The organism is Sinorhizobium sp. B11, assembly GCA_039725955.1.
GTDB lineage: Bacteria > Pseudomonadota > Alphaproteobacteria > Rhizobiales > Rhizobiaceae > Rhizobium.
Window position 1 is genome coordinate 1,827,502 of the sequence record CP091034.1, and the last position, 25,621, is coordinate 1,853,122.

Here is a 25,621-nt window from a genome sequence, read left to right on the forward strand (position 1 = left end):
TTCGTAAACTTAGCACGTAGAATCGCGTCCAGAACAGCCGCTTGTTGACACTTTCGAGCATCGAGGGACAGTCGTGCAAAACTAAGCCATTGATGCGAAATGCGTTCTCTCTCTCAGTTTACATTTTTACTCCACATTACCATTTTGAGCGACGCTATTCCCGAGCTTTGACGACGGCGCCCCAGGGCGCCGTTTTCATGTCGGCGTGGCGCTGATCAGATTAAGAGCGGATTTTGCACCGTCCACGACGAACTGCGCGGCAAGTGCTGCGAGGATTACACCGAGGAGGCGGGTCAGGATCGCGCGGCCGGTCACCCCGAGGAAACGGTCGAGCCGGTCGGCGAGGAACAGCACCATCAGGGTGATCAGCAGACATGCAGCGATGACGCCGATCAGCTGCGCACGTTCGACCGTGGAGGGCAGGGTTCCTCCGAGCAGGATCGTCGCCGAAATGGCGCCCGGTCCGGCAATCAGGGGCAGGGCAAGCGGGAAGACAGCGATATTCTCGATATGATCCTTGGTAATTGCCACTTCCGTCGTCTTTTCCTTGCGATCCTGGCGCTTCTCGAAAACCATTTCGAAGGCGATCCAGAAAAGCAGCAGGCCGCCCGCCAGCCGGAACGCGCCGATGGAAATGCCGAGCACGCCGAGCACGCTGGAGCCGAATAGCGCAAAGACCGCAAGGATGATGAAGGCGATGGTGGTGCCGCGCAGCGCCACCTGCTTTCGCTCCGGCCGGCTCATGCCGACAGTGAGGCCGAGAAAGAGGGGCGCAAGCCCCGGCGGATCGATGGTGACGAGCAGCGTCGTGAACGCGTTGATCAGTTGGTCGGCGCTTGCCATCGCTTCTTCAAAACCCCATATAGATGCTTGTTTTTCATGATTGTGCTGTGCCGATTCCGATTTGGCAAATGCGTGATCGCTGATTGTCTACCTATCGCGGGCAAATACCATTATTTGCCCTCTTTCGACCGTAAAAGCCTGTTCAAAACCCCTGGCCAAATTGGCGCGGGAACAGGCTTTCCGCTATAAATCTTCGAGTGATTCTAGAAGAGAACGTGAACCGTTTTGACTGAGCAAACACCCCCCGGCGGCGGGAAGCTCCCGCCAGGCATCGAGCCGATCTCCATTATGGAGGAAATGCAGCGGTCATATCTCGATTACGCGATGAGCGTGATCGTGTCCCGCGCACTTCCCGACGTGCGCGACGGCCTGAAGCCCGTGCACCGGCGCATCCTCTACGGCATGTCCGAGCTCGGCATCGACTGGAACAAGAAATACGTCAAATGCGCCCGCGTCACCGGGGACGTGATGGGTAAATACCATCCGCACGGCAATGCCGCGATCTATGACGCGCTCGCCCGTATGGCGCAGGACTGGTCGCTTCGTCTGCCGCTGATCGACGGCCAGGGCAATTTCGGCTCTGTCGACGGTGACCCGCCGGCGGCCGAACGTTACACCGAATGCCGCCTGCAGAAGGCCGCGCATTCGCTGCTCGACGACCTCGACAAGGAAACGGTCGATTTTCGCGACAACTATGACGGCACGCTCTCCGAGCCTGTCGTCGTTCCCGCAAAATTCCCGAACCTTCTGGTCAACGGTGCTGGCGGTATCGCCGTCGGTATGGCGACCAACATTCCGCCGCATAACCTCTCCGAAGTCATCGATGGCTGCATTGCGCTGATCAATGATCCGGCGATCGAACTGCCGGACCTGATGCAGATCATTCCGGGTCCCGACTTCCCGACCGGAGCCAAGATTCTCGGCCGCTCCGGCATCCGCTCGGCCTACGAAACCGGCCGCGGTTCCGTCGTCATGCGCGGCGTTGCCACCATCGAGCCGATGCGCGGCGACCGCGAGCAGATCATCATCACCGAGATCCCCTATCAGGTGAACAAGGCGACGATGATCGAGAAGATGGCCGAACTGGTGCGCGAGAAGCGCATCGAAGGCATCTCCGACCTGCGCGATGAATCCGACCGCCAGGGCTATCGCGTCGTCGTCGAATTGAAGCGCGACGCCAATGCCGACGTCATCCTGAACCAGCTTTATCGCTACACGCCGCTGCAGACCTCCTTCGGCTGCAACATGGTGGCGCTGAACGGTGGCAAGCCGGAACAGCTGACGCTGCTCGACATGCTCCGCGCATTTGTCGCCTTCCGCGAAGAAGTTGTTAGCCGGAGAACTAAATTCCTGCTTCGCAAGGCGCGCGAACGTGCGCACGTCTTGGTCGGTCTCGCGATTGCTGTTGCCAATATCGACGAAGTCATCCGTGTCATCCGTCAGGCGCCGGACCCGCAGTCGGCCCGCGAAGAACTGATGACCCGCCGTTGGCCGGCAGAAGATGTCGAAAGTCTGATTCGCCTGATCGACGATCCGCGGCATCGCATCAATGACGACCTGACCTATAACCTCTCGGAAGAGCAGGCCCGCGCCATCCTCGAACTGCGCCTTGCCCGTTTGACGGCTCTCGGCCGTGACGAAATTGGCGATGAACTCAATAAGATAGGCGAGGAGATCAAGGATTACCTCGATATTCTCTCGTCGCGTATCCGCATCCAGACCATCGTCAAGGACGAGCTCACTGCCGTCCGCGACGAGTTCGGCACGCCGCGCCGCACTGAGATCATCGACGGCGGTCTCGAAATGGACGATGAGGATCTCATCGCCCGTGAAGACATGGTCGTTACCGTTTCGCATCTCGGCTATATCAAGCGCGTGCCGCTAACGACTTACCGTGCGCAGCGCCGCGGCGGCAAAGGCCGTTCCGGCATGACCACCCGCGACGAAGATTTCGTTAGCCGGCTATTTGTGGTCAATACCCACACGCCGGTTCTGTTCTTCTCCTCGCGCGGTATCGTCTACAAGGAGAAGGTCTGGCGCCTGCCGATCGGCACGCCGACCTCGCGCGGCAAGGCGCTGATCAACATGCTACCGCTCGAACCTGGCGAGCGCATCACCACGATCCTGCCGCTGCCCGAGGATGAGGACAGCTGGGATAACCTCGACGTCATGTTCTCGACGACGCGTGGTACGGTCCGCCGTAACAAGCTCAGTGACTTCGTCCAGGTGAATCGCAACGGCAAGATCGCCATGAAGCTGGAAGACGAGGGTGACGAAATCCTCTCCGTCGAGACCTGCACCGATCAGGACGACGTGTTGCTGACGACGGCGCTCGGCCAGTGCATCCGCTTCTCGGTCGATGACGTCCGCGTCTTTGCCGGCCGCAACTCGATCGGTGTGCGCGGCATCAACCTCGGCGATGGCGACCGGATCATCTCGATGACGATTGTCGGCCATGTCGATGCCGAGCCCTGGGAGCGCGCTGCCTACCTCAAGCGCTCCGCCGCCGAACGTCGTGCGACGGGCGTGGACGAGGAGGATATCGCTCTGGTTGGTGAAGAAGTCACCGAAGAGGGACAGCTCTCGGACGAACGCTATGAAGAGCTGAGGGCACGCGAACAATTCGTGCTGACGGTCTCTGAAAAGGGTTTCGGCAAGCGCTCTTCCTCTTACGATTTCCGCATCTCCGGCCGCGGCGGCAAGGGTATTCGTGCCACCGATACATCGAAGACAGGCGAAATCGGCGAACTCGTCGCCGCCTTCCCGATCGATGATGGCGATCAGATCATGCTCGTCTCGGATGGCGGTCAGCTGATCCGCGTCCCGGTCGGCGGCATCCGTATCGCCAGCCGCGCTACCAAGGGCGTAACGATATTCTCCACCGCCAAGGATGAGAAGGTCGTCTCGGTCGAGCGTATCAGCGAGCCGGAAGAAGAAGAGACGCCCGACAATGGTGACGAAGCCGTGGTTTCCGAAGGTGAAGCTCCGGCAGCGGGCGAAGCCGACGAAACCCCATCGGCTGAGTAATTCACCACAATCACATAGCAAACCGGGCGGCACCTGCCGCCCGGTTTTTTTATTGCGCTATGAAGAGCTTGCCGATTCATCCTGAGGGGAATGTTGTGGGCAGCTGGACAGGCGGGGTGTGTTGGCCGGTGTTTCGGCTGCAACCGGCGCGGCGGCGCGGCGCTTCCTGCTTCTGCCGCAAAGTGATCCCGGACCAGCCTTTCCAGCGGAACTTCCCTTGAAGATGGCGCTGCCGTATTTGCTGCAATAGGTGAGGTCCCGGCTGCCGTGGTCTTTCCGGCCGGCAACATCCAGCCCGGCACTTTGCCCGAGGGTGTCTCGATCCTTGCGATGGGGCAGGGCTTTGCCGTCGTTACAAGCCAACGCAGCGACTATCTGCGCGCGCTCTATGGCAACGGGCTCTATTGGTTCTGCCGTTGCGAGACAGCGGCTGTCTGGCGCTTCGGCCGCCATTCTCGACATGAGAAAAGCCGGATGCAAAACATCCGGCTTGCATTCATGCTTTTGCGCTGCGGGAGCGGCTTCAGAAAGCCTTGTGCTTTTCTTGGAGCGATTTCACTTCCTCGCTTTCACGGCGCAGAGCGGAAATCGTGGAGGTCACGGACACAATGAACATGATGCTGATGAGTGCTGTGAAAACTGTCAGGATCGTGAACATGGTGGCGTTCCTTTCTTTAGGGAGTTGCGTTCAAGCTCCTCAGTACTGACCGAGAACGCTTACGGAGCGAGCCGAAGCGAACGGACCATATACCTTGGAAGCATCGACCTTCTGATTGTCATAGAGAGCGATTGTGGCAGTCAGCATGCCCGTGACCATTACCATCCAGAGCATGTTAATCATCGTGATCTTGCCAGGCATCTTTGTTCCCTTCCTGCCGCGCTTACGCATCTCATATGTGTCGATCATTTGAACGCATCCGTCTTTAAAAGGTTCCGCCGGATGTTGGCGGGGTGTTTACCAATCGTGATCTGAAGCGACCTTGAATGTCTCGTTCATCTGCCGTTCAGAAATCAAATCGATTAGAACGCGTGCGGCCAAGCTGTCTCATGATCGCCGCATGTTCGCTGACCTCCGGGCGTACCCAGCCAATCTGATGCCTGTCGGCGACGTAACCGTAGAAAAACTCGGCAAACAGCGAGGAAATAACGGCTACTGCGATGAGGATGATCAGCATGATCGGGGTCTTTCCGGGGAGTGACGCTACCGGGACCGGCAGCGTCTGGGTTGATGATGCGAATTAAGCAGATCCCATCTGAGCGGACCTTGAACGCGCCGTTCATTCATCGTTCAGCCGCATCGGGCGGTCTGGCTAAATGACTTGCGGGAAACGGGCTTCCATGACAAAAGGCGTCAAACGAACGGCCGGACCAAATGACCACAGCTTTCTATCCGGGGTCCTTCGACCCGATCACCAATGGACATGTTGATGTGCTGGTCCAGGCGCTCAACGTCGCCGAAAAGGTGATCGTCGCGATCGGCATCCACCCGGGGAAGGCACCACTCTTTTCATTCGACGAAAAGGCAGCGTTGATCCGCGCGTCGCTCGCTGAGGTGCTGCCGGAAAAGAGCGCGCATATCGATGTCGTCTCCTTCGACAATCTCGTCGTCGACGCCGCGCGCGCGCATGGTGCAAGCCTGCTGATCCGTGGCCTGCGTGATGGCACCGATCTCGATTATGAAATGCAGATGGCCGGCATGAACAGGCAGATGGCGCCTGATATCCAGACTATCTTTCTGCCGGCAGGCACGGCCTCGCGGCCCATTACCGCCACATTGGTGCGCCAGATCGCAGCCATGGGCGGCGATGTCAGCGCCTTCGTGCCGGCGGCCGTCTTGCAAGCCCTGAAATCCAAGCGCAAAGCCTAGGCGGATACCGCCGCAATGGAGCTCACATGAAACTCTTCTATCTTGCATTTGCCGGCGTGCTCTATCTCGCCTCCTTCGCGGGCGACGCTTTTGCGCAGGCGGCCGATCACTACATCACCATCCAGCTGAAGAGCGGCCCTGTTGTCATCCAGCTGCTTCCGGATGTGGCGCCGAAGCATGTGGCGCAGATCGAAGCGCTGGTGAAGAAGGGCGAATATGACAATGTCGCCTTCCACCGCGTCATCCCGGGCTTCATGGCCCAGACCGGCGACGTGAAATATGGCAACATGGAAAAGAACTTCGATGCCGCCCAGGCCGGCACCGGCGGCTCCGACCTGCCTGACCTGCCGGCCGAATTTTCGAAGACGCCTTTCGTGCGCGGCACGGTCGGCATGGCACGCGCCCAGGACCCGAATTCTGCCAACTCGCAGTTCTTCATCATGTTCGATGACGGTTCCTTCCTGAATGGCCAGTACACCGTCGTCGGCAAGGTTGTTTCGGGCATGGAAAACGTCGACAAGATCAAGAAGGGCGAAGGCCAGAACGGCGAAGTCAGCAATCCTGACCGCATGATCAAGGTCACGATGGGCAAGAAGTAAATTCACGACAAGAAGGAGAACGACAATGGCCGAGATCAAGGATCCGGAAAACACCATCATTCTGGAAACCACCAAGGGCAAGGTTGTCATCCAGCTTCTGCCGCAGGTCGCGCCCGAGCATGTCAAGCGCATCAAGGAACTCGCCCGCGAGAAGGCCTATGACGGTGTCGTTTTCCACCGCGTCATCGCCGATTTCATGGCGCAGACGGGTGACGTACAGTTCGGCAAGAAGGGCGGCGACAACTTCAATCCGGGCCGCGCCGGCATGGGCGGCTCTGAAAAGGACGATCTGAAGGCTGAATTCTCGGCAACGCCGCATGTTCGCGGCACCTGCTCGATGGCCCGCTCGCAGAGCCCGAACTCGGCGAACTCGCAGTTCTTCATCTGCTTCACCGACGCTCCCTGGCTGAACAAGCAGTACTCGGTCTGGGGCCAGGTCATCGAAGGCATGGATAACATCGACAAGATCAAGAAGGGCGAGCCCGTCTCTGATCCGGATTCGATCGTCTCCATGCGGGTTGCCGCCGACGTCTGATTGTGATTTCTGCAGGAACCCGCCCTTGCGCGAGAGCGCGGGGCGGGTTTCGCTTTGCCTGGAAGTGCTTCGATGCGCGTAGACCTCTTCGATTTCGACCTGCCGGATGAACGCATTGCGCTGCGGCCTGCTGAGCCGCGCGACAGCGCGCGGCTGCTTGTCGTCGATCCGGACGGGCAGCCGGTTCTTTCCGATCATCGCGTCTTCGACCTGCCGTCCTTCCTGCGCGCGGGCGATGCGCTGGTCTTCAACGATACCAAGGTCATCCCGGCACAACTCGAAGGCATCCGCCACCGCGAGGGTGCGGGCGGTCAGCAGGTTTCGGCGACGCTGCATATGCGGATCGGCGCCAACAAGTGGAAGGCCTTCGCCAAACCCGGCAAGCGTATCAAGGAAGGCGATCGTATCGCTTTCGGCCATGGTGGCGAAAGCTGCATGATCGGCTCGCTCGACGCGACCGTGGAGGAAAAGGGTGACGCCGGCGAAGTGACGCTCGCCTTCGATCTTTCCGGACCTGCATTGGATGAGGCAATCGCCAGCGTCGGCCATATTCCGCTGCCGCCCTATATCGCCGCAAAGCGTCCGGAGGACGAACGCGACCGCGCCGATTACCAGACCATCTATGCGCGAGAGGAGGGCGCCGTCGCCGCCCCGACCGCCGGTCTGCACTTCACGCCCGGACTTTTCGAGGCACTGGACAAAGCTGGCATCGAACGCCACTTCGTGACGCTGCATGTCGGCGCCGGCACCTTTCTGCCGGTCAAGGCCGACGATACCGACGATCACAAGATGCATCTCGAAAGCGGCTATGTCAGCGCCGAGATTGCTGCGAAGCTGAATGCCGTCAAGGCAAGGGGCGGACGCATCGTCTGCGTCGGCACGACCTCGCTCCGGCTGATCGAGAGCGCCGCCGAAGAGAGCGGCGAGATCAGGCCCTGGGCGGGCGCGACAGGCATCTTCATCACGCCTGGTTACCGCTTCAAGGCGGTCGATATACTGATGACCAATTTCCACCTGCCGCGCTCGACGCTCTTTATGCTGGTCTCTGCCTTCGCCGGTTTCGAGACCATGCACGCGGCCTATACGCATGCTATTTCGACAGGCTACCGCTTCTATTCCTACGGCGACGCGAGCCTTCTTTTCCGGAAAGACCGATGACCACTGAGAATTTCCAGTTCACCCTGAAGAAGACCGATGGCGGCGCCCGTCTCGGGGAAGTTTCCATGCCGCGCGGCACCATCCGCACGCCGGCTTTCATGCCAGTCGGCACGGTCGGCACGGTCAAGGCCATGTATCTCGATCAGGTGCGTGACACCGGCGCCGACATCATTCTTGGCAATACCTATCACCTGATGCTGCGCCCGACGGCAGAGCGCGTTGCCCGCCTCGGCGGATTGCATAAGCTCATTCGCTGGGAGCATCCGATCCTGACGGATTCCGGCGGCTTTCAGGTCATGTCTCTCTCCGGTCTGCGCAAGCTCGATGAGCAGGGCGTCACCTTCAAGTCGCATGTCGACGGCAGCCTGCATCACATGTCGCCGGAGCGCTCGATCGAGATCCAGGGGCTGCTCGGCTCCGATATCCAGATGCAGCTCGACGAATGCGTGGCACTGCCGGCCGAGCCCAAGGAAATCGAGCGCGCCATGGAGCTTTCGCTGCGCTGGGCCGAGCGTTGCAAGGTCGCGTTCGGCAATCAGCCGGGCAAGGCGATGTTCGGCATTGTCCAGGGTGGTGACGTGCCGGCCCTGCGTGTCCGGTCGGCCGAAGAACTGGCAAAGCTCGACCTCAAAGGCTACGCCGTCGGCGGTCTTGCTGTCGGCGAGCCGCAGGACGTCATGCTGAAGATGCTGGAGACGACGCTTCCGGTCCTGCCCGGTGAAAAGCCTCGCTATCTGATGGGCGTCGGCACACCCGACGACATCCTGAAATCCGTCGCCCGTGGTATCGACATGTTCGACTGTGTCATGCCGACCCGCTCGGGCCGTCACGGTCTGGCCTTTACCCGTCGCGGCAAGGTCAATATCCGCAACGCCCGCCATGCGGAGGACATGCGCCCGCTCGACGAACAATCGAACTGCCCGGCGACGCGCGACTATTCCCGCGCCTATCTCCACCATCTCGTCCGCGCCAACGAAGCGCTCGGCGGCATGCTGCTCTCCTGGCACAATCTGAACTATTATCAGGAACTGATGCAGGGTATCCGCAAGGCGATTGCCGAAGGTCGCTTCGCCGATTTCATGGCGGAAACGATCGAGGAATGGGCGAGAGGCGATCTCGAACCGGTGTGATCAGATGCCCTTGCTGTCGGCGTTCGGCACGATCTGCACGCCGTTGATCTTGAAGCTGCCGTCCGGCTGACGAGCGACCTGATAGATCGCAGTCCAGTCCTTGCCGTCGCGGCCGGAAATCAGCACTTCCTGATAGATCATTGCACCGTCGTCGATCGATCTGCTGCGCCCGAAGGCATAGTTGCCAGGGTGATAGACCGGCTCGTAGCTTTTCTTCACCATCGCGAAGAAGAGGTTTTTGTCTGGATACATGGCCTTGATGCCGGGCGCAGCGAAGGAATAGGCGGTATCCGCGTCGTCCTTGAGGAATGCCCTGATCTGCTCCTCGATCATCGTCTGTGTTGCCTGCACGGGATCTTCGGCGCGGGCCGCCATGCCTGACATCACGGATACAGCACACAGAACCAGCACTGCGAAGAAGGCGCGCATAGGATCATCTCCGGCTATGTCAGCAGAAGTGTAGGCTATTTTGCGCGCAAGGAAAGAGCCCGATAAACCAGGGCTCAGGACCAGCGACGGAAGAGAGCGCTGGCATTGACGCCGCCGAAGCCGAAGCCGTTGGTAATCGCATATTCCATCGCCACCTTGCGGGCCACCCTGCCCACGAGATCAATGCCTTCTGCTGCGGGATCGGCCGTCTCGAGATTGCGGGTCGGCGGGGCGAGCTGATCGCGCAGCGCGAGGATTGTGAAGATGGCTTCAAGCCCGCCGGCTGCACCCAGGAGATGGCCCGTCGCCGACTTGGTTGCGCTGACGGCGATGCCGCCGTCGCGACCGAAGACCGTACCGATTGCAGCGATCTCGCCCCTGTCACCGACCGGTGTCGAGGTCGCATGGGCGTTGAGATGCTTTACCTCGGCGGCCGGGATCCTGGCTTGCCGCAATGCTGCTTCCATCGCCCGGCGGGCACCGTCGCCATCTTCCGGGCCTGCCGTCATGTGATAGGCGTCAGCGGCCGTGCCGTAGCCGACGAGTTCGGCAAGCGGCGTTGCGCCGCGCGCCAGCGCATGCTCAAGGGTTTCGATGACGAGAATTCCGGCTCCTTCGCCCATCACGAAACCATCGCGCGCTGTATCGAAGGGACGTGACGCAAGTTCGGGTCTGTCGTTGAAACCGCTCGAGAGTGCGCGCGCTGCTGCAAAACCGCCGAGGCTCACCTTGTCGATGCAGGCTTCCGAGCCGCCGCAGATAGCGACGTCAGCCTCGCCGGAGCGGATCATCCGCGCCGCATCGCCGATCGCCTGAACACTTGCCGCGCAGGCCGTTACCGGCGCGCCCAATGGCCCCTTGAAGCCGTAGCGTATGCTGACCTGACCGGCCGCCAGGTTGACGAGGAAGGAAGGCACAGTAAAGGGCGACAGCCGTCGCACGCCGCGGGTCTCAGCCGTGCGCACTGCATCCGTTATTGCCGGAAAGCCGCCGACACCCGACGCGATGATCGTGGCTGTCCGCTCGCGCGCATCGACGCTCTCTGGCATCCAGCCGGCCTGGCGCACCGCTTCGTCCGTCGCCATCATCGCAAACTGGATGAAGCGATCCATCTTCTTCTGGTCCTTGGGCGGCACGGCGCGATCGGGATCGAAACCGGCTTCACTGTCCTCCTCGATGGAGGGAACGACGCCGCCGACCTTGGCGGCGAGATCGCCGACCACATTCTCCGGCAGTACGCGCAGGCCGGAACCACCGGCGACGAGCCTGTTCCATGCGGTCTCGACGCCAACGCCAAGCGGCGAAACAAGTCCCATACCGGTGACAACAATGCGTTCCATGGATTTGACCTTTCTAAAGCAATTCCAGTAAGAGCGCGAAGCGGGGTTGCGTCCGGAATTGCGTAAAAACTAAGAGTTAGAGCATTGGAAATGCTCTAGGCGTCGATGCCGAGGTAGTAGGCACGCATGCGGGCGATCCGTTCGCGGTCGCCGTCATCGGCAGCCGGTCCCGGCAGCAGGCAGGTGTTTTCGGGTTTCAATTCTTCGCCGCTGGCTGCATCCACCAGCATGGGCTCGCGTTCCTCGCCGGAAGCGGCGTTGCCGAGCAGGAAGGCAAGATCCTCCTGCGGAACGTGCCGGCGTCCCCAGGAAAACAGAGCCATCAAAACGGGGAAGAAATCACGTCCCTTGGCAGTCAGCACATATTCGTAGCGGGCAGGGCGCTCGTTGTAGAGGCGCTTTTCGAACAGTCCTTCATCGATCAGATGCGCAAGCCGCCGCGTCAGGATGTTCGGCGCGATGCCGAGGCTCTTCTGGAATTCGTCGAAACGCGTCAGCCCGTGAAAGGCGTCGCGAAGGATCATCATGCTCCACCAGTCGCCGACGCTGTCGAGCGCGCGTGCGGCGGGGCATTTGAAATTGGCAAAGCTCGTTCGTTGCATGATGCAAGTCACTACAGAAGTAACTTGCATCATGCAAGTGACTTACGCGCGTAAGCGACTTGTCAGGCATCATACCGCTCGAAGATCCGCGCTAGGAGAACGCCGGTTACGAGAACGCCGGCTGCTACAAAAACAGTGTCGCCCGGCGTCCCGATATAAAGCGGCCCGATATTGGCAAAGAGCAGGAAGGCGACGAGGAAATTGAACCAGCCCCAGATGACATTGGTGGCCGGAGAACTGAGCTTCGCCCCCTGCAGGCGAGCAAAAGGTGTGCGAAAAGGTCGGCCGCTGACGCCATTGACGAAATGCGGCATGCCATTGGTCAGGAATGCGGCGGCGATGAAATGAATGATGTAGGCAGTCCAGGGCAACGGTCTCTCCGCTCGGCTGATGGGATCCTGCTGACAATGTTGGGCAGGACCGGCGCAGGACAAGAAAAAGGGGCTCCGAAAATGGAGCCCCTTCCAGGACCGCCGCTTGAAGACGTCAGGGTCGGATGTCAGATGAACAGGAAATCATCGTGATGAAGCGCCGCCAGATTGGAGAGTGTCGCGATCTGTACGGCCGCGCCGCGCCCGCTTCCGTCTGCATCGTAGAAAAGTTTTCCCGATGTCTGGTCGTAGATCAGACGGTCGTTCGAATCCAAAGCCTTGGTGCCGAGCACGAAGTTTTCGGCCGAAAAACTCGCTGGATCGATGGCGGTGAAAATCTCGTGATCGAGCACGATCTTGTCACCGGTGCTTTCCGAGAAGTCCTCGATCTTGTCGATGTTGTTGTAAGTGCTGGGCTTGAAGTCGAAGACGAAAGTATCGGCTCCAGCTCCGCCGTTCAGGACATCGTTGCCGTTGCCGCCGATGAGCTTGTCGTTTCCTGCGCCACCCGACAGGGTATTGGCTGCATTGTTGCCGGTCAGCACGTTATTTTCGCCGCTCCCTGTGGCATTGATCGCCGATGAGCCTGTAAGCGTCAGGTTTTCAACTGTTCCAAGGGCATTCTCAAGATAGAAGGATATGGAGGCATTGACAGTGTCGATGCCACCGCCGCCCGTCTCGTCGACGATGTCGCCCGCCGAATCCACCTTATACGTGTCGTTGCCAAGGCCGCCGATCATTCGGTCTTCGCCTCTGCCGCCATCGAAATAATTGTCGCCGGAATTGCCTGTCAGAACGTTGTTCATGACATTGCCGGTCGCATTGATGTCGTCGGCACCCAACAGGGTCAGGTTTTCGACAGTTCCGGTCACGTGGTCCTTGTCCATCAGGCTGAGGGAGACATAGGACTTGATGGCGTCCTTGCCGGAGCCGCCAGCCTCGATGACCACATCATTGATGTTGTCGACGATATAGGTATCGTCACCACCACCGCCCTTCATGGTGTCTGCGCCCGCGCCGCCATCCAGCACGTTGGCTCCGTAGTTGCCGACGAGAATATTGGCAAGGTTGTTGCCAGTCGCGTTGATATTGGCGTTGCCGGTCAGTGTCAGGTTTTCGATGGCGCCGATCGCATGTGCGGCATCAGCCAGACTGAAGCTGATCGACGACATGACGGTATCGGTTCCGCCGCCGCGGCTTTCATCGACAATGTCGGTCGGGGAGGTGACCGTAAACGTGTCGTCTCCGGTGCCGCCGTAGATGTGGCCGGGTTCCGGACGGGCGCCGCTACCTGCGGCTATGTTGATAATGATGGGATGGTCGACAACGTCCAGGTTGAGCGAGGATATGTTGCTGAAGCTTTTGACCGGCGTATCGCCCGCCAGCGGGTCGTAGACCTGCACGGTCCCGAAAGCTCCGCCCAGGTTGACGCTGACGTTGGTCGCAGCCGCCTGGATCGCCTTGTCGGTCGTCTGGTTCCATATATCCGGCTCGTTCCAGATGATGATCTGGTAGCTTCCGTCGGATTTCTCCGTCAGGTAGCTGCGCGCCGTGGAAGGCAGTCCGTTGATGGAATAATTGAGCGTGCCCGGATTGAAGCTCGCCTGGGTCGCGCCGTCGTCTTCGAGAATTTCGGTCAGATTGTGGATCGCCATTGCTGCCGGTTTCGGCGTGTAATCCAGGCGAAACAGCCCGAAATGCTTTTCCTGATCGGAACCCTGCGGATCCGAATAGGCATCGAGAAGCTGGTAGATGAAGGTTCCCTTGGATCCCAGAAAGGCGCCGTCCATCAGAGTGTTGAGAAGCAGTTTTGCCTGCGTCGTCTCGTCGACGCCTTCCCATCCGCCGTTGGTATCGGCGGTCAGCGATGTGTGATAGCCGATCTCGGTGATGGTAAGCGGCTTGCCGGGATCGGCCTGCATCTGGTTGCCGGATTCACGCGAGAGCCAGGAGAAGGGCTGGTCGCCCTCCTTCGCATAGGTGTGGATCGTCGTGTAATCGTTGGAAGAGGCAACCGTGTAACCGGTAAAGCCGAGAACCGGAATATCCTTCAACAGCGGATCGGCATTGACCGCATTGAACAGGTCCTTCTGGTAGGCAACTGCCGCAGCCTCTCCCGACAGACCTTTATAAGCCACCGGCCAGTTGTTGACCTCGTTCGGGCCTTCGATGCCGACGATCGAACCCGGATGCGCTTCGACGAAAGCATGCAGCCGCTGGACGACGGTGGCGGGAGTGTCATCTCGCCCGGAAACAAAAACGAATTTGACACCCGCATCGGCCGCATCCCCAAGATGGCCTTGACCGTAGGGGTCGGAGACAGGGGTAGGGGCATGATCTCGAACTGTGTCGAGACCAAGGTAGCCCAGGGCTTTAACAACTTCCGCGATATTGGAATATTTCCCGTCGGTGTAGTCGATATGTGTGTCGATCCCGAATGAATCGATAACGTCAGTAATTCTAGTAGCTTGGGCCATTTCATCCTCCTCGCCTGGACGTGGAAAACATTACTTCGATGGTATAGTGATTCCCTTCAAAAGTAGGGCCTGATTTACAGTAGAATCCGCCAAAGTTATGATTGCGTTAACCATATTGTATTGTTCGCAATATGATTGCTGAGCGCTGCGTTGGAGGCGATCCGATATTTGCGGACACGGCATCTCGGCTGTCGGAGCGGCGGGAAGAGCCTTGTTGCCCAAAGCGATAAGGCTTGGTCGCAGAGCGGAAGAACGCCGCAGGCGATATCGATGATATCGTGCTCGGCCGGAGGGCCGGTGTCCGCATCAATGCTTACGGTCAGGGGTGATGCTGGAATTGAAGGCGAGGTCGTGTCGGTTCGACCCGATGTAGTGGCCGCGCAGCACGGCGACGCAGACTACGCTCCAGTGCTCATCAAGCCGGAACCGGCAAGCTCGCAAGAGCTCGCTCACATCGCGCTCTATTCAGGTGTCGGCGGAGGTCTTCATCAAAGTCGCGGATTGCGCCGTCATTTCATGCGTGACGACGCCGCTGATGACTGAGATCAGCCATACATTCTGTCAACAGTCGTTGGCTGGCGAGGATGTAGGGGAGGCACGGTCGATCGTATTACCAAGAGGGAATGCCGGGGCGTTTCCGCCCCGGCACATCATATCGATCACGCCGCTTTGGCAATTGCGCCATGCGGGTCGAGAACGAATTTCGTCGCAGCACCCTGGTCGAAGCTCTCATAACCCTGGGCGGCATCCTCAAGCGAGATCACCTTGGCATTGACGATATCGGCAATGGGCAGCCGGTCGTGCAGGATCGCCTGCATGAGCTGGCGGTTGTATTTAAGCACAGGTGTCTGACCGGTGTGGAAGGACTGCGCCTTGGCCCAGCCGAGACCGAAACGCAACGACAGGCTGCCCTGCTTGGCCGCATTGTCCACCGCGCCCGGATCCTCCGTGACATAGAGGCCGGGAATGCCGATGGAGCCTGCGGCCCGGGTGATTTCCATCATCTGGTTCAGAACGATCGCCGGCTGCTCGCCGCCGGAATGTCCACGTGCTTCGAAGCCGACGGCATCGATGGCGCTATCCACTTCATTCGTGCCGACCACCTCTGCGATCATGTCTCCGAGACGGTCACTCTTCGAGAGATCGATGGCCTCGAAGCCGACGCGGCTGGCATGGGCGAGGCGATCCTTGTTGAAATCGCCGATCATGACGACGGCCGCGCCGAGGATACGGGCGGATGCTGCCGCTGCGAGGCCGACCGGGCCGGCACCTGCGACATAGACGGTGGAGCCGACGCCGACGCCGGCCCTGACGGCACCGTGGAATCCGGTCGGCAGGATGTCGGAAAGCATGGTGAGATCACGGATCTTGGCCATCGCCTTGTCGCGGTCGGGGATTTTCAAGAGGTTAAAATCGGCATAGGGGATCGTGACATAGCGGGCCTGGCCGCCGATCCAGCCGCCCATGTCGACATAGCCATAGGCGCCGCCGGCCCGCGACGGATTGACCGTCAGGCAGACGCCGGTGTCCTGTGATTTGCAGCAGCGGCAGCGCCCGCAGGCAACATTGAAGGGCACGGAGACGATGTCCCCGACATCGAGCATTTCGACGTCGATGCCTTTTTCGATGATCTCGCCGGTAATTTCATGTCCGAGCACCAGACCCGGCATGGCTGTGGTGCGGCCACGGACCATGTGCTGGTCGGAACCGCAGATATTGGTGGAGATGACCTTCAGGATGACGCCATGTTCGATACGACGCCCATCTGGTGCCTCGAGTTTCGGATCGTCAATGTCGCGGACTTCCACTTTTCCGGGCCGCAAGTAGACGACGCCACGGTTCTTGCTCATTTCCGTCTCCTCCGTTGAAATGCAGCAACGCGCAGCAGCTCCTCCCGCAGCGGTTGCCTGTCACAGAGTAGACCAGAAAGATCTGAGCGCCGTCCCGAAAGCGACGCCTTGCGGGCGGAAACCGCAAAACCGGGTCAAAGGGCAGGGCGCTCGATGCGGTCCGGCCACCCGCTTCGGCGGACTCGAAGACAGGTGGCCTTTCCCCGGCAGGCGGGGTGCATCCTGCCAGGGCGCCGCATTAGCACCGTCGTGACGGATACAATATCAAAACGGTAGCTCCCTTTTGACGTGGGTTCCGCTATAGTTGCAGGGATAGAGCCTGGGGGCCATCATGACGCAGCGCGGCCGTGCCTTCGCAGACATCGTCTACACTATCCTGATCGTGGAGAAGGCCTATCCGGTAGAGGTCGTCGCGACCGCGTTGGGCATGAATTATGCGGCCTTTCACTCACGTTTGATCAGCCGAACATGTTTTTCCGCAGAGGAAATCCAAAATCTGCTGGAAGTCGTGCCGGATCCCCGCTTGGCATCCTATCTGTTCGAGAAAAGTATCTTTGTTGCGGCGGAGCGTTCTTCCGACTGGCAACAGCAGCAGCCTGCCGGGTCGCTGCAGCGGGGCGCCACCCGCGTGGTCATCGAGGCGACGGACGTGCTCGAAATTGTGGATGCCGCACTTGCCGGAGGCGGGATGGATCACCGCAAGCAGCGACTGGTGCTCAAGGAAATCGAGGATGCGGAGAGGGCGCTTGCATCCCTTCGCCTCTCTCTCAACGGCGCCTATGCCGGGCCGTCCTTGCGCATCAGCAAGAGATAGCCTTCACCCTCTTCATCGAGCGAGAGCATCGCTTCGATGATCGTCAGGCGCGTCTCCTCAAGGAAGGACTTCCAGGCGCCGCCGGCGGTCGCCAGCTGCCGTTCCACGGAAAGAAGCCGAAGTTTCAAGAGGTTTTTCTGGCGCACAATGCGTGCATATTCCTGGAGGGGATGAGAATGGTCGGAAGACATGCGAAAGCCGGTGATTTTTGCTTACGCATCTAGCCGGCCTGACCGAGCTTCGCCATCAAAACGATCCTGTCGTTTTTACGCAGGCCGACGAACAGGATCGGAACATATCCCGAAGCGACAGCTCGCTTCGGGATCCAGTCTTGAAACCTAGCGAACCGCTGCCGGAAGCACCTCGAATTTCCAGAACTTTTCCGGCTGGAAGTAGGTCGTGGCAAACTGGCGAATGTCCTCAGCGGTGACTTTGTCATAGCCGGCAAGATTGTCGCGTATCCGCTCCAGACGGCGAGGGTCCGTTTGAGCGCCGTTCAGATATTGTACCCAATATTCGTTGCTCTGCTGCTGGTGTTTCAACGTCTCGATAATCGGTGCGCGAGCCCTGACCAGTTCGTCCGGCGAGACATCTTTCGATCTGAGGTCATTAGCGATCTTGTCCACGAGCGCATAGAAATTCTCGACCTTGTCCGGCGTTGTCTCGACATAGAGATAGGCGTAGCCGTAGCCTGGAATGTCCCACGACAAATCCATCGCGCCCTGCGGACTGTAGGTCGCGCCTTCGGCAATCCGGAACTGGTCGATCAGCCTGTTTTCGAAGATCTGGCCGGCGACGTTGGCGACAAAGCCCCGCTGCATGTCCGAGAGCATGTCGCCAACGGGGGCAGCGACGATCGCCGCGGCGTTGTCGCTCCGGCCGTTATGAGTCCGCATGACGGGTTTTTCGGTGGGGGCGGGGAAACGCACATCGTTTGCAACGTTGTCCGATGTTGCATCCGGGCGAGCCGGCAAAGCCCCGAAGGTTTCAGCCGTCAGGCGGATTGCTTCGTCCGCCGTTATGTCGCCGACAATGGTGATATCGATCGGGCCTGCGGAAATTTGCGGCCGGAACAGCGCTTCGAAATCTTCCAGTTTCGTGGCGGACAATTGCGCCTTGTCCGGGAAAGTCCAGCGCGGGTCGCCGGAATGCACGAGGCCCGCGAAATCGCGGCCGATGACGGCCCCTGGCGTCGCCTCATACTGATCGAGGTTGTTCAAATAGGCTTGCCGCACGCGCTTGAAAACTTCCGGCCGGTAGGTGGGATCGGAAGTGTAGGCGGCCATGATCTGCAATTGCGTCGCCAGATCCCCCGTCTGTGTCTGGCCGGTGAACTGGAAGGAGCTGTCATCCACCGAGAAATCGATGCCGGCGATTTTGGCGGCCAGCGCTTTCTGTAAATCCGGGTAATCCATTGCCTTGGTGCCCGACAGGACCACGGCCGGCGATGTCCAGATCGGCAGGGGACGGTCATTCGGCAGTCCCAGCCGGCCGTGACCAATATCCTCGCGTACCAGCACTTCGTTGGCGCGCAGCTTGGTCGGCTTGATGGTCAGCCGCACGCCGTTGGCAAAACGCACCATGGTCAGGCCGAGATCCTCGACAACGCGGCGTTCGACAACAGCGCCGGGTTCGCCGAAATGGGTATAGGGCCAGACGACCGCCGCTGCGGCGGACGGCGCGGTGACCGGAACGGCACGGGAAGCGTCATATGCCTGCCTGATGTCGCTGGCGCCGCCTTTTGGCGCTTGAGCAGTCTGCAGGACGAGCTGCGGGCCGTTCCCGGAAAAGACACGCGCGACAACCTCGTTGACCTCGGCCGCTGTCAGCCCCTTGGTGATCGTCTCGAACATCGAAAGATCTTCCGCGGGGGAGGTGAAGACCTCATTGTCGTCCACGCTGCTCGCCAGCATGGAGGCGATGTCGGTGCTTGTGCGCGTCGCAGCACCGGCGGCCGCCGCTTCAAGGAGAGAGCGATATTCGACGATTTCCCGGTCGAGCTCGGCCTGCTCGGCGCCGAATTGCTGGAAACGGCGCTGTTCCTGATCGATGGCCGCGAGCGCCTGCTGCCATTTGTCCGTCTCGGAATTTGCGGTGACGACAACGATATGGGCCGAGTCGAAAAGATCCTGAGAGCCGACGGCGGCGCTGATGAAGGGAGCATTGGCCCTGTTGGCCATGGCGCCTAGCCGACGTTTGAGTACCAGAAGACCGAGATCTTCGACCAGCTGCTGGCGACGCTTGGCAAAAGTGTCAGGCGAAGCATCATAGGGCCGCGTCCAGGCGATCTGAACATTTGTTGTGCCGCCCGGAACCGCGATGACCTCGGCGCTTTCGCTTTTCGGCTTCAGCGTGCCGAGATCGGGCTTTGGCGGGGCAGGGATGGCGACCTTCCAGTCGCCAAAGCGCTGCCTGATCTCCAGTTCCATGGCAGCGGGATCGACATCGCCCACCACGATCAGCGTGGCGCGATCGGGCCGATAATTCGCATAGTAAAAATCACGCAGCAGATCGACAGGGGCATTGCTGATGATGTCGACCTTGCCGATCGGCGCGCGCATCGTCACGCGCTGGCCGGCGAGCATGGAATTCGTGACGCCGATCGCCGCGCGGTATTGCGGCGTGTCGCGCAGCCGCTCTTCCGAAAGGATGACGCCGCGCTCGCGGTCGAAGGCGCCGGCATCGAGCGTCAGCTCGCTTGCCGTCTCGCGCATCAGCATCAGGCCGGTGGAAATCGTATCCGCGTCAACCTCGGGCAGATCGAGCGAATAGACGGTCTCGTCATAGGAGGTGTTGGCGTTGGTATCAGGCCCGAAGGCCAGGCCTTTGCGCTGCAGGATACGGATCATCTCGTCCTGTCCGACCTGCGTCGAGCCCTTGAAAGCCATATGCTCGAGGAAATGCGCAAGCCCCTGCTGGTCATCTCTCTCGTCCAGCGAGCCGGCGCCAATCCGGAAACGGATGGCCGCTTGTCCAGTTGGCGTGGCATTGCGCATGATCGCAAACCGCATACCATTTTCGAGCGTGCCGAAGCGTATGCCGGGTTCAGCCGGCAGGTCGCTGATCGTCTGCGGCCACGGCGCGGATGGATTTTCCGCAAGGGCCGGTGAGCCTGAGATGAAGAGTGCGGCAAGCGAGGCCGCTGCCAGGAGCCTAGAAAGAATAGGAAACTTCATATGTTTAAGGGGCATTTTGTCCTGGTGCCGAGCACGGGGTGTTTGACTTCGGCCGGACTATCAGACAGGTCGCGACTCGCATCAACGTCTATTTTCCGTCATGGATAAGAGTTGAGAAAATGCACCTATCTATAAAATCAGGAAAATTTGAGGAAGGTCGGTCGGACTTCGACTTTACCTGCGAGAAACGTACCAGCTTCCGGAGTTCAGCCCGCCGTTCTCAAGCCATTCATGCGCTGTCACACAGTAGCAGCCATTGAGATCCGGAATCAGCTTGTCGACGAATGTGTTGCGCTTGAGCTCACGAAAGATCGTAGATTGATGCCGTCCGGGCTTCTCGGCAATGATCTCGACAGCCGCGGCGCCAGCGGGCGATCTTGCGTCGTTCATCCACATCGATATGCGAGTAGGTAGGTTTCATCGCGTCTTCCTTGCGAGTGACAACCCATTGGTATCATTCGCAAGTCGCACTTTATCCTTGAACTCACCTCTTCGTACACAAAGATCGCATAAGATAGATTATGGAACTAAAACGGATACCCAAACCACATCACACCTAATGCTAGCCCACTACTGCGCCGCCTGCATCTCCGGCTGCGGCCACCGCTGCAATGCGTCGCGTCCGGCCTCCGTCAGACCGTAGACGCCTCTGTCGAGCCGTTCGAACCAGCCATAGACATTGGACAGCAGGATCTTGCCAGCCTCCGGCACGCCGGATCGGATGTCACGTACGCGCAACGGACCTGATGCCAGTGCTGCTGCGCAGCCAAGCGCCTGCTGGCGATATGCCGTCATGACCGGAGCGCGCGTACTGCCGCCAAGCGCCGGATCGCCGCGCCGTTTCTGGTGCTCGCGCATCAGCCTCGAACGTCGCTTCGGATTGGTCCGCGGCATCGGTGACACGGAGCCGACAATGACGCTGACGTCGCCGGTGTCCGAAATCCCGAGCATGCCGATGCCAAGCCGCCGGCAAAGGTCGCGGTAGCGTTTGTCTGCTTCCCGGCCTTTGCCCTTGGCTGAAATTCGCGCCGCGATCCAGACTTCGTCCGATACGGCCGCGCGATCGACGGCCTGCAGAATGAGCTCCAGATTGAAGCTCATCTTCAGCTCGCAGACGACGACAACAGGCGGATCGTCATCGCTCAGGCCGACGAGATCGCAGCCGGCGACTTCGCCCTTGACGACATAACCTGCCTTTTCGAGAAAGCCTTTCACGGGCAGATAAAGCGAAGTTTCCATGGGCCTGCAGATCGAAGAAGAGAATCGTTCCATAATCTACATCGATCCGCTGATACGGGACACCGCATCGATTGCCATCAGCCGGATTGCCTGGGATAGCGTGGATGGGCATTATCGCATCCCTTCCAAGGTTGACGGAAAACCCTCAAGACGCTAGCACGCTCGAAGCGTATTCCGGGGGTAATTCAATATGGATATTTTCACAGCGGCCGGTTTGACGGCTCTGCTGCAGGTCATTGCTATCGACCTTGTTCTCGCCGGCGACAATGCCGTCGTCATCGGCCTTGCTGCTGCCGGCCTGGAAGCCACGCAGCGTCGCAAGGCAATCATTGTCGGCATTCTGGCGGCAACGGTGCTCCGCATCCTGTTCGCATCCGTGGCCGTCTATCTGCTGGCAATCGTCGGATTGCTGCTCGCCGGCGGCCTGTTGCTGCTCTGGGTCTGCTGGAAGATGTGGCGTGAGCTGCGTGCCGGCCATGGTGAAGAACATGCGGCCGAGGCTGGCGCAGCTGCGCCGAGGAAGACCTTCTTTCAGGCTGCGACACAGATCGTCATCGCCGATGTTTCCATGTCGCTGGACAATGTTCTTGCCGTTGCCGGCGCCGCTCGCGAACATCCGAGCGTGCTGGTGCTGGGCCTCGGTCTTTCCATTGCGCTAATGGGCATCGCCGCGAACTTTATCGCCCGCCTGCTCAACAAACATCGCTGGATCGCCTATGTCGGCCTGCTGATCATTCTCTATGTTGCACTCGACATGATCCATCGCGGATATCTCGAAGTCGCGCCTTTTATCGGCGCCTAGAGCTCGACTTCGAAGCTCATTTGATCGAACGCCGGCACCACATGGTCCGGCGTTTCAGCCATAACCACGTCATAATCGAGCGGCGTATGCATATGCGTCAGGATTGCCCGTTTCGGCTTTAGCCGCTCGATCCAGTCCAGCGACTGTTCCAGTGAGAGATGGCTGGGGTGATAGGCATATTGCAGGGCATCGATGATCAGCATGTCGAGCTTTTGCAGCTTCTCGACCGTCTGCGGCGGAAAATCGCTGACATCGCTGCAATAAGCCACATTCCCGATGCGGAAGCCGAGCGAATGGATATCACCATGCTGTTGCAGATGCGGCATGAAGGCGATCGTTCCGCCCGGCCCATGGATTTCAACGGGCTTTTCCAGGTCCTCGATCACGATTGGCAGCACTATCGGCGGGTAATTGCTGCCCGGCGGCGTTTCCAGGCAGTAGCCGAATGCTTCCCGTAACCTGCCCATGGTGAACTGGTCGGCAAAGATCGGCACGCGGCGGCGGGTATTGTGGAAATAGCCGCGCAGATCGTCGATGCCGTGAATATGGTCGGCATGCGGATGCGTGTAGAGGACAGCGTCCACATGATCGACCCCTGCCCTGATCATCTGCTCGCGAAAATCCGGACCTGTGTCGATAACGACAGTCGTTGCCGCGCCGCTGGCCGAAAACTGCTGAACCATAAAGGCTGCGCGTGTTCTCTTATTCTTCGGATTGTTGGGGTTGCAGGCACCCCAGTCACCTGTAATGCGCGGCACGCCGGGTGATGACGAGCAGCCGAGAATGGTGAACCGCAGCCGCCGTGTCACGCCGCTAGATCCTCGGCATCTTTGAAAACAGGCGGAAAGCGTTGTCAGTCGTGATCCGTGCGACTTCCTCGTAGGGAAGGCCGATCGTATCGGCCAATACCTCGGCCGTATTCACGACGTATGACGGCTCGTTGCGCTTGCCGCGCCAGCGCTTGGGTGCCAGATACGGCGCATCGGTTTCGACAAGCAGCCGGTCGTGCGGAATGGTCTTTGCGATCTCGCGCAGCTCTTCGGATTTCGGAAAGGTCAGGATGCCCGAAAAGGAGATATAGCCGCCGAGCTCGACGCCAGTCTTCGCAAGCTCCGGGCCGGCCGAGAAGCAATGCAGGATGAAGGGGAAGGCCCCCTTCCCTGTCTCCTCGGTCAGGATCGCCGCCATGTCGGCATCGGCGCTGCGGCTATGGATGACGAGCGGAAGCTGTGTTTCCCGGGCAGCGGCAATATGGCGGCGAAAACCGGTCTGCTGGTCCTCCGGCTTCTGCGTGTCATAGAAATAGTCGAGGCCAGCCTCGCCGATCGCGACGACCTTCGGATGTTCATTGGCGAGCCGAACGAGATCTTCCGTCTGGATATCCAGTTCGTCGCCCGCATTGTTGGGATGCGTGCCGACCGAACAGAAGACGGAAGGATATTTCTCGGTGATGGCGAGCAGTCCGTCGAGCTTGCGCACGCGGGTGCAGATCGTCACCATCTGCGCCACACCGGCCCCATGGGCACGTGAAACGATCTCGTCGCGCTCCGCATCGAAATCGGCAAAGTCCAGATGGCAATGCGTATCGACCAGCACGGCTTTAAGCCTCCGGAGCCACGTAGCGCGGGAAGACCGGCGTCGGCGCCTCGATCGGCGTTCCCGGCACCAGGCGGCCCGCTTCGCCAAGGCTCGTGAAATCGCGCTTGTCAGTCGGAGCGGCCACGAGGTCGAGCAGCTTACCGGCCGATTCCGGCACGAAGGGCTGCAGCAGGATCGCGATCTGGCGCACCACTTCTGCGGTTACATAGAGCACCGTACCCATGCGCGCCGGATCGGTCTTCTTGAGCGCCCAAGGCTGCTGACCGGCGAAGTAGCGGTCGGTTTCGGAGACGACGGTAATGATAGAGGCCAACGCGCGGTGAATGAGCTGCTTGCCCATGTCTTCGCTTGTCGAGGCATGCAGCGCATCGGCCTGGGCCAGCATTGCCTTGTCCTCATCGGTCAGAGGTCCGCATTCCGGGATCTTGCCGTCGCAATTCTTGAAGATCATCGACAGCGAACGGCTGGCAAGATTGCCGATGCCGTTGGCAAGATCGGAATTGATACGCGTGCCGATCGCCTCTTCGCTGTAGCTGCCGTCCTGGCCGAAGGAGACTTCGCGCAGGAAGAAATAGCGCACCTGGTCGAGACCGAAATGGTTCACCAGATTCACTGGATCAACGACATTGCCGAGCGACTTCGACATCTTCTCGCCCTTGTTGAGCAGGAAGCCGTGGGCGAAGACGCGCTTCGGCAGCGGCAGCTTTGCCGACATCAGGAAGGCCGGCCAATAGACGGCGTGGAAGCGGATGATGTCCTTGCCGATGATATGCACGTCGGCCGGCCAGTATTTCGCCCGCGGTCCGTTGCGGTCTTCGATGTAGCCCGTGGCAGTGATGTAGTTGGTCAGTGCGTCGACCCAGACATACATGACATGGGCGGGGTCGTTCGGTACCTTGATACCCCAATCGAAGGTCGTGCGCGAAATCGACAGATCCTTGAGGCCCGACTTGACGAAGGAGATCACCTCGTTGCGGCGCTCGGCCGGACCGATGAAATCGGGGTTCTCCTCATAGTGCTTCAGCAGCCGGTCCTGGTATTCGGAGAGCTTGAAGAAATAGCTCGCCTCTTCCACCCATTCGACTGGCGTACCCTGCGGCCCGTAGCGCACGCCGTCGGCGCGCAACTCGGTTTCGTTTTCCTGGTAATAGGCTTCGTCGCGCACCGAGTACCAGCCGGCGTAGGAGTCCTTGTAGACATCGCCGTTGTCGGCCATCAGGTTCCAGATGTGGCGCGAAGTCTCGTGGTGACGCTCCTGCGTGGTGCGGATGAAGTCGTCGTTCGAAGCATTGAGCAGCTTCGCCATCGCCTGGAATTCACCGGAATTGCGGTCGGCAAGCGCCTGCGCCGTGATGCCTTCGGCGCGCGCCGTCTGCTGCATCTTCTGGCCGTGTTCGTCAGTCCCCGTCAGGAAGAACACATCCTTGCCGTCGAGGCGCTGGTAGCGCGCCATGGCATCGGTCGCAATCAGCTCGTAGGCATGGCCGATATGCGGCTTGCCGTTGGGATAGGAGATCGCGGTCGTGATGTAGAAGGGGGTCTTGTCTGTCATGGCGGCCAATTCCGGCTTACTCTATAAATCGTCCGCCGCTCTTAGCGCATGTCTCGCACAAGCGAAACATCAAGTTTGGCGGCCGCCTACGATTTCACGGACGTTCGGTCGTGAACTTGACTCACGTTCGGGCGCCATCTACCCCTTGTCCGGCAACGGGGTGGGACAGACGCGAAGTGCCATTTTTCATCGATCGGAATAGTCACGGCCG

At 59.8% G+C, this 25,621-nt stretch carries 24 protein-coding genes and 1 pseudogene; 9 read left to right on the forward strand and 16 right to left on the reverse strand.

From position 1 onward, the window contains the following. Nucleotides 1–195: 195 nt before the first annotated feature. Nucleotides 196–843, reverse strand: a complete 648-nt coding sequence (locus LVY75_18870) for a MarC family protein (protein XAZ25224.1) — start codon at nt 841–843, stop codon at nt 196–198. 225 nt (nt 844–1,068) lie between these two features. On the opposite strand from LVY75_18870, the gene gyrA reads away from it, so the two are divergent. After that, nucleotides 1,069–3,870, forward strand: coding sequence for a DNA gyrase subunit A (gyrA, locus tag LVY75_18875; protein ID XAZ25225.1), 2,802 nt, complete (start codon nt 1,069–1,071; stop codon nt 3,868–3,870). 697 nt (nt 3,871–4,567) lie between these two features. On the opposite strand, the gene LVY75_18880 is transcribed toward gyrA, so the two are convergent. Together LVY75_18880 and LVY75_18885 are read right to left on the reverse strand one after the other, a co-directional pair. Further along, nucleotides 4,568–4,777 (reverse strand): hypothetical protein, encoded by a 210-nt coding sequence (locus LVY75_18880; GenBank protein XAZ25890.1) that lies wholly within the window; start codon nt 4,775–4,777, stop codon nt 4,568–4,570. A 97-nt stretch (nt 4,778–4,874) separates the two neighbouring features. Then, on the reverse strand, nt 4,875–5,045 hold the full coding sequence (locus tag LVY75_18885; GenBank protein ID XAZ25226.1) for a hypothetical protein: 171 nt from the start codon (nt 5,043–5,045) through the stop codon (nt 4,875–4,877). Between the two features lie 197 nt (nt 5,046–5,242). On the opposite strand from LVY75_18885, the gene coaD reads away from it, so the two are divergent. From coaD to tgt, 5 genes are all read left to right on the forward strand, one after another. Beyond that, nucleotides 5,243–5,737 (forward strand): pantetheine-phosphate adenylyltransferase, encoded by a 495-nt coding sequence (coaD, locus tag LVY75_18890; GenBank protein XAZ25227.1) that lies wholly within the window; start codon nt 5,243–5,245, stop codon nt 5,735–5,737. Nucleotides 5,738–5,763: 26 nt separating this feature from the next. Further along, the gene (locus LVY75_18895) at nt 5,764–6,336 is read left to right on the forward strand and encodes a peptidylprolyl isomerase (GenBank protein XAZ25228.1); all 573 of its coding nucleotides are present in this window, start codon (nt 5,764–5,766) and stop codon (nt 6,334–6,336) included. Between the two features lie 25 nt (nt 6,337–6,361). Then, nucleotides 6,362–6,871 (forward strand): peptidylprolyl isomerase, encoded by a 510-nt coding sequence (locus tag LVY75_18900; protein XAZ25229.1) that lies wholly within the window; start codon nt 6,362–6,364, stop codon nt 6,869–6,871. A 72-nt stretch (nt 6,872–6,943) separates the two neighbouring features. Continuing rightward, nucleotides 6,944–8,029, forward strand: coding sequence for a tRNA preQ1(34) S-adenosylmethionine ribosyltransferase-isomerase QueA (queA, locus tag LVY75_18905; protein XAZ25230.1), 1,086 nt, complete (start codon nt 6,944–6,946; stop codon nt 8,027–8,029). Continuing rightward, a complete protein-coding gene (gene tgt, locus LVY75_18910) occupies nt 8,026–9,159 on the forward strand; it encodes a tRNA guanosine(34) transglycosylase Tgt (protein ID XAZ25231.1) in 1,134 nt (377 codons plus the stop codon). Before queA ends, tgt begins: the two co-directional genes overlap by 4 nt. On the opposite strand, the gene LVY75_18915 is transcribed toward tgt, so the two are convergent. From LVY75_18915 to fdhA, 6 genes are all read right to left on the reverse strand, one after another. After that, on the reverse strand, nt 9,160–9,588 hold the full coding sequence (locus LVY75_18915; protein XAZ25232.1) for a DUF4864 domain-containing protein: 429 nt from the start codon (nt 9,586–9,588) through the stop codon (nt 9,160–9,162). A gap of 74 nt (nt 9,589–9,662) precedes the next feature. After that, nucleotides 9,663–10,928 carry a beta-ketoacyl-ACP synthase II gene (gene fabF / locus LVY75_18920; GenBank protein XAZ25233.1) on the reverse strand — a complete coding sequence of 422 codons (1,266 nt, stop codon included), beginning with the start codon at nt 10,926–10,928 and terminating at the stop codon, nt 9,663–9,665. 95 nt (nt 10,929–11,023) lie between these two features. Continuing rightward, the gene (locus LVY75_18925) at nt 11,024–11,530 is read right to left on the reverse strand and encodes a helix-turn-helix transcriptional regulator (protein XAZ25234.1); all 507 of its coding nucleotides are present in this window, start codon (nt 11,528–11,530) and stop codon (nt 11,024–11,026) included. Nucleotides 11,531–11,592: 62 nt separating this feature from the next. Then, nucleotides 11,593–11,901 (reverse strand): hypothetical protein, encoded by a 309-nt coding sequence (locus LVY75_18930; GenBank protein XAZ25235.1) that lies wholly within the window; start codon nt 11,899–11,901, stop codon nt 11,593–11,595. Nucleotides 11,902–12,029: 128 nt separating this feature from the next. Continuing rightward, nucleotides 12,030–14,378: a calcium-binding protein gene (locus tag LVY75_18935; GenBank protein ID XAZ25236.1), complete on the reverse strand. Its 2,349-nt coding sequence runs from the start codon at nt 14,376–14,378 to the stop codon at nt 12,030–12,032. Between the two features lie 659 nt (nt 14,379–15,037). Then, nucleotides 15,038–16,228 carry a formaldehyde dehydrogenase, glutathione-independent gene (gene fdhA / locus LVY75_18940; protein XAZ25237.1) on the reverse strand — a complete coding sequence of 397 codons (1,191 nt, stop codon included), beginning with the start codon at nt 16,226–16,228 and terminating at the stop codon, nt 15,038–15,040. A gap of 331 nt (nt 16,229–16,559) precedes the next feature. Here fdhA and LVY75_18945 point away from each other — a divergent pair, with 331 nt between their 5' ends. Then, on the forward strand, nt 16,560–17,042 hold the full coding sequence (locus tag LVY75_18945) for a hypothetical protein (GenBank protein XAZ25238.1): 483 nt from the start codon (nt 16,560–16,562) through the stop codon (nt 17,040–17,042). Here the strand turns inward: LVY75_18945 and LVY75_18950 are convergent. From LVY75_18950 to LVY75_18965, 4 genes and pseudogenes are all read right to left on the reverse strand, one after another. Continuing rightward, entirely contained in the window at nt 17,006–17,170 is a 165-nt protein-coding gene (locus LVY75_18950) for a hypothetical protein (GenBank protein ID XAZ25239.1), read from the reverse strand. The genes LVY75_18945 and LVY75_18950 overlap by 37 nt on opposite strands. 210 nt (nt 17,171–17,380) lie before the next feature. Next, on the reverse strand, nt 17,381–20,233 hold the full coding sequence (locus LVY75_18955; protein ID XAZ25240.1) for an insulinase family protein: 2,853 nt from the start codon (nt 20,231–20,233) through the stop codon (nt 17,381–17,383). Nucleotides 20,234–20,441: 208 nt separating this feature from the next. After that, nucleotides 20,442–20,639: pseudogene (locus LVY75_18960) on the reverse strand (helix-turn-helix domain-containing protein). A 149-nt stretch (nt 20,640–20,788) separates the two neighbouring features. Next, nucleotides 20,789–21,457 (reverse strand): DUF2161 domain-containing phosphodiesterase, encoded by a 669-nt coding sequence (locus LVY75_18965; GenBank protein XAZ25241.1) that lies wholly within the window; start codon nt 21,455–21,457, stop codon nt 20,789–20,791. On the opposite strand from LVY75_18965, the gene LVY75_18970 reads away from it, so the two are divergent. Beyond that, on the forward strand, nt 21,456–21,614 hold the full coding sequence (locus tag LVY75_18970) for a hypothetical protein (protein XAZ25242.1): 159 nt from the start codon (nt 21,456–21,458) through the stop codon (nt 21,612–21,614). The two genes, LVY75_18965 and LVY75_18970, sit on opposite strands and share 2 nt — an antisense overlap. A 33-nt stretch (nt 21,615–21,647) precedes the next feature. Next, nucleotides 21,648–22,259 (forward strand): TerC family protein, encoded by a 612-nt coding sequence (locus LVY75_18975; protein XAZ25243.1) that lies wholly within the window; start codon nt 21,648–21,650, stop codon nt 22,257–22,259. Here the strand turns inward: LVY75_18975 and LVY75_18980 are convergent. The 3 genes from LVY75_18980 to metG are packed head-to-tail and all read right to left on the reverse strand — an operon-like array spanning nt 22,256 to nt 25,410. Next, entirely contained in the window at nt 22,256–23,068 is an 813-nt protein-coding gene (locus tag LVY75_18980) for an MBL fold metallo-hydrolase (protein XAZ25244.1), read from the reverse strand. The two genes, LVY75_18975 and LVY75_18980, sit on opposite strands and share 4 nt — an antisense overlap. Before the next feature lie 4 nt (nt 23,069–23,072). Continuing rightward, nucleotides 23,073–23,855, reverse strand: coding sequence for a TatD family hydrolase (locus LVY75_18985; GenBank protein XAZ25245.1), 783 nt, complete (start codon nt 23,853–23,855; stop codon nt 23,073–23,075). Between the two features lie 4 nt (nt 23,856–23,859). Beyond that, on the reverse strand, nt 23,860–25,410 hold the full coding sequence (gene metG / locus LVY75_18990) for a methionine--tRNA ligase (GenBank protein XAZ25246.1): 1,551 nt from the start codon (nt 25,408–25,410) through the stop codon (nt 23,860–23,862). Nucleotides 25,411–25,621: the final 211 nt, after the last annotated feature.

Excerpts from the sequence above, each read along its gene's own strand:
- LVY75_18870 (XAZ25224.1), bottom strand. The coding sequence starts at position 843 with ATGGCAAGCGCCGACCAACTGATCAACGCGTTCACGACGCTGCTCGTC.
- LVY75_18880 (XAZ25890.1), bottom strand. The coding sequence starts at position 4,777 with ATGATCGACACATATGAGATGCGTAAGCGCGGCAGGAAGGGAACAAAG.
- LVY75_18885 (XAZ25226.1), bottom strand. The coding sequence starts at position 5,045 with ATGCTGATCATCCTCATCGCAGTAGCCGTTATTTCCTCGCTGTTTGCC.
- coaD (XAZ25227.1), top strand. The coding sequence starts at position 5,243 with ATGACCACAGCTTTCTATCCGGGGTCCTTCGACCCGATCACCAATGGA.
- LVY75_18895 (XAZ25228.1), top strand. The coding sequence starts at position 5,764 with ATGAAACTCTTCTATCTTGCATTTGCCGGCGTGCTCTATCTCGCCTCC.
- LVY75_18900 (XAZ25229.1), top strand. The coding sequence starts at position 6,362 with ATGGCCGAGATCAAGGATCCGGAAAACACCATCATTCTGGAAACCACC.
- queA (XAZ25230.1), top strand. The coding sequence starts at position 6,944 with ATGCGCGTAGACCTCTTCGATTTCGACCTGCCGGATGAACGCATTGCG.
- tgt (XAZ25231.1), top strand. The coding sequence starts at position 8,026 with ATGACCACTGAGAATTTCCAGTTCACCCTGAAGAAGACCGATGGCGGC.
- LVY75_18915 (XAZ25232.1), bottom strand. The coding sequence starts at position 9,588 with ATGCGCGCCTTCTTCGCAGTGCTGGTTCTGTGTGCTGTATCCGTGATG.
- fabF (XAZ25233.1), bottom strand. The coding sequence starts at position 10,928 with ATGGAACGCATTGTTGTCACCGGTATGGGACTTGTTTCGCCGCTTGGC.
- LVY75_18925 (XAZ25234.1), bottom strand. The coding sequence starts at position 11,530 with ATGCAACGAACGAGCTTTGCCAATTTCAAATGCCCCGCCGCACGCGCG.
- LVY75_18935 (XAZ25236.1), bottom strand. The coding sequence starts at position 14,378 with ATGGCCCAAGCTACTAGAATTACTGACGTTATCGATTCATTCGGGATC.
- fdhA (XAZ25237.1), bottom strand. The coding sequence starts at position 16,228 with ATGAGCAAGAACCGTGGCGTCGTCTACTTGCGGCCCGGAAAAGTGGAA.
- LVY75_18945 (XAZ25238.1), top strand. The coding sequence starts at position 16,560 with ATGACGCAGCGCGGCCGTGCCTTCGCAGACATCGTCTACACTATCCTG.
- LVY75_18955 (XAZ25240.1), bottom strand. The coding sequence starts at position 20,233 with ATGCCCCTTAAACATATGAAGTTTCCTATTCTTTCTAGGCTCCTGGCA.
- LVY75_18970 (XAZ25242.1), top strand. The coding sequence starts at position 21,456 with ATGGGCCTGCAGATCGAAGAAGAGAATCGTTCCATAATCTACATCGAT.
- LVY75_18965 (XAZ25241.1), bottom strand. The coding sequence starts at position 21,457 with ATGGAAACTTCGCTTTATCTGCCCGTGAAAGGCTTTCTCGAAAAGGCA.
- LVY75_18975 (XAZ25243.1), top strand. The coding sequence starts at position 21,648 with ATGGATATTTTCACAGCGGCCGGTTTGACGGCTCTGCTGCAGGTCATT.
- metG (XAZ25246.1), bottom strand. The coding sequence starts at position 25,410 with ATGACAGACAAGACCCCCTTCTACATCACGACCGCGATCTCCTATCCC.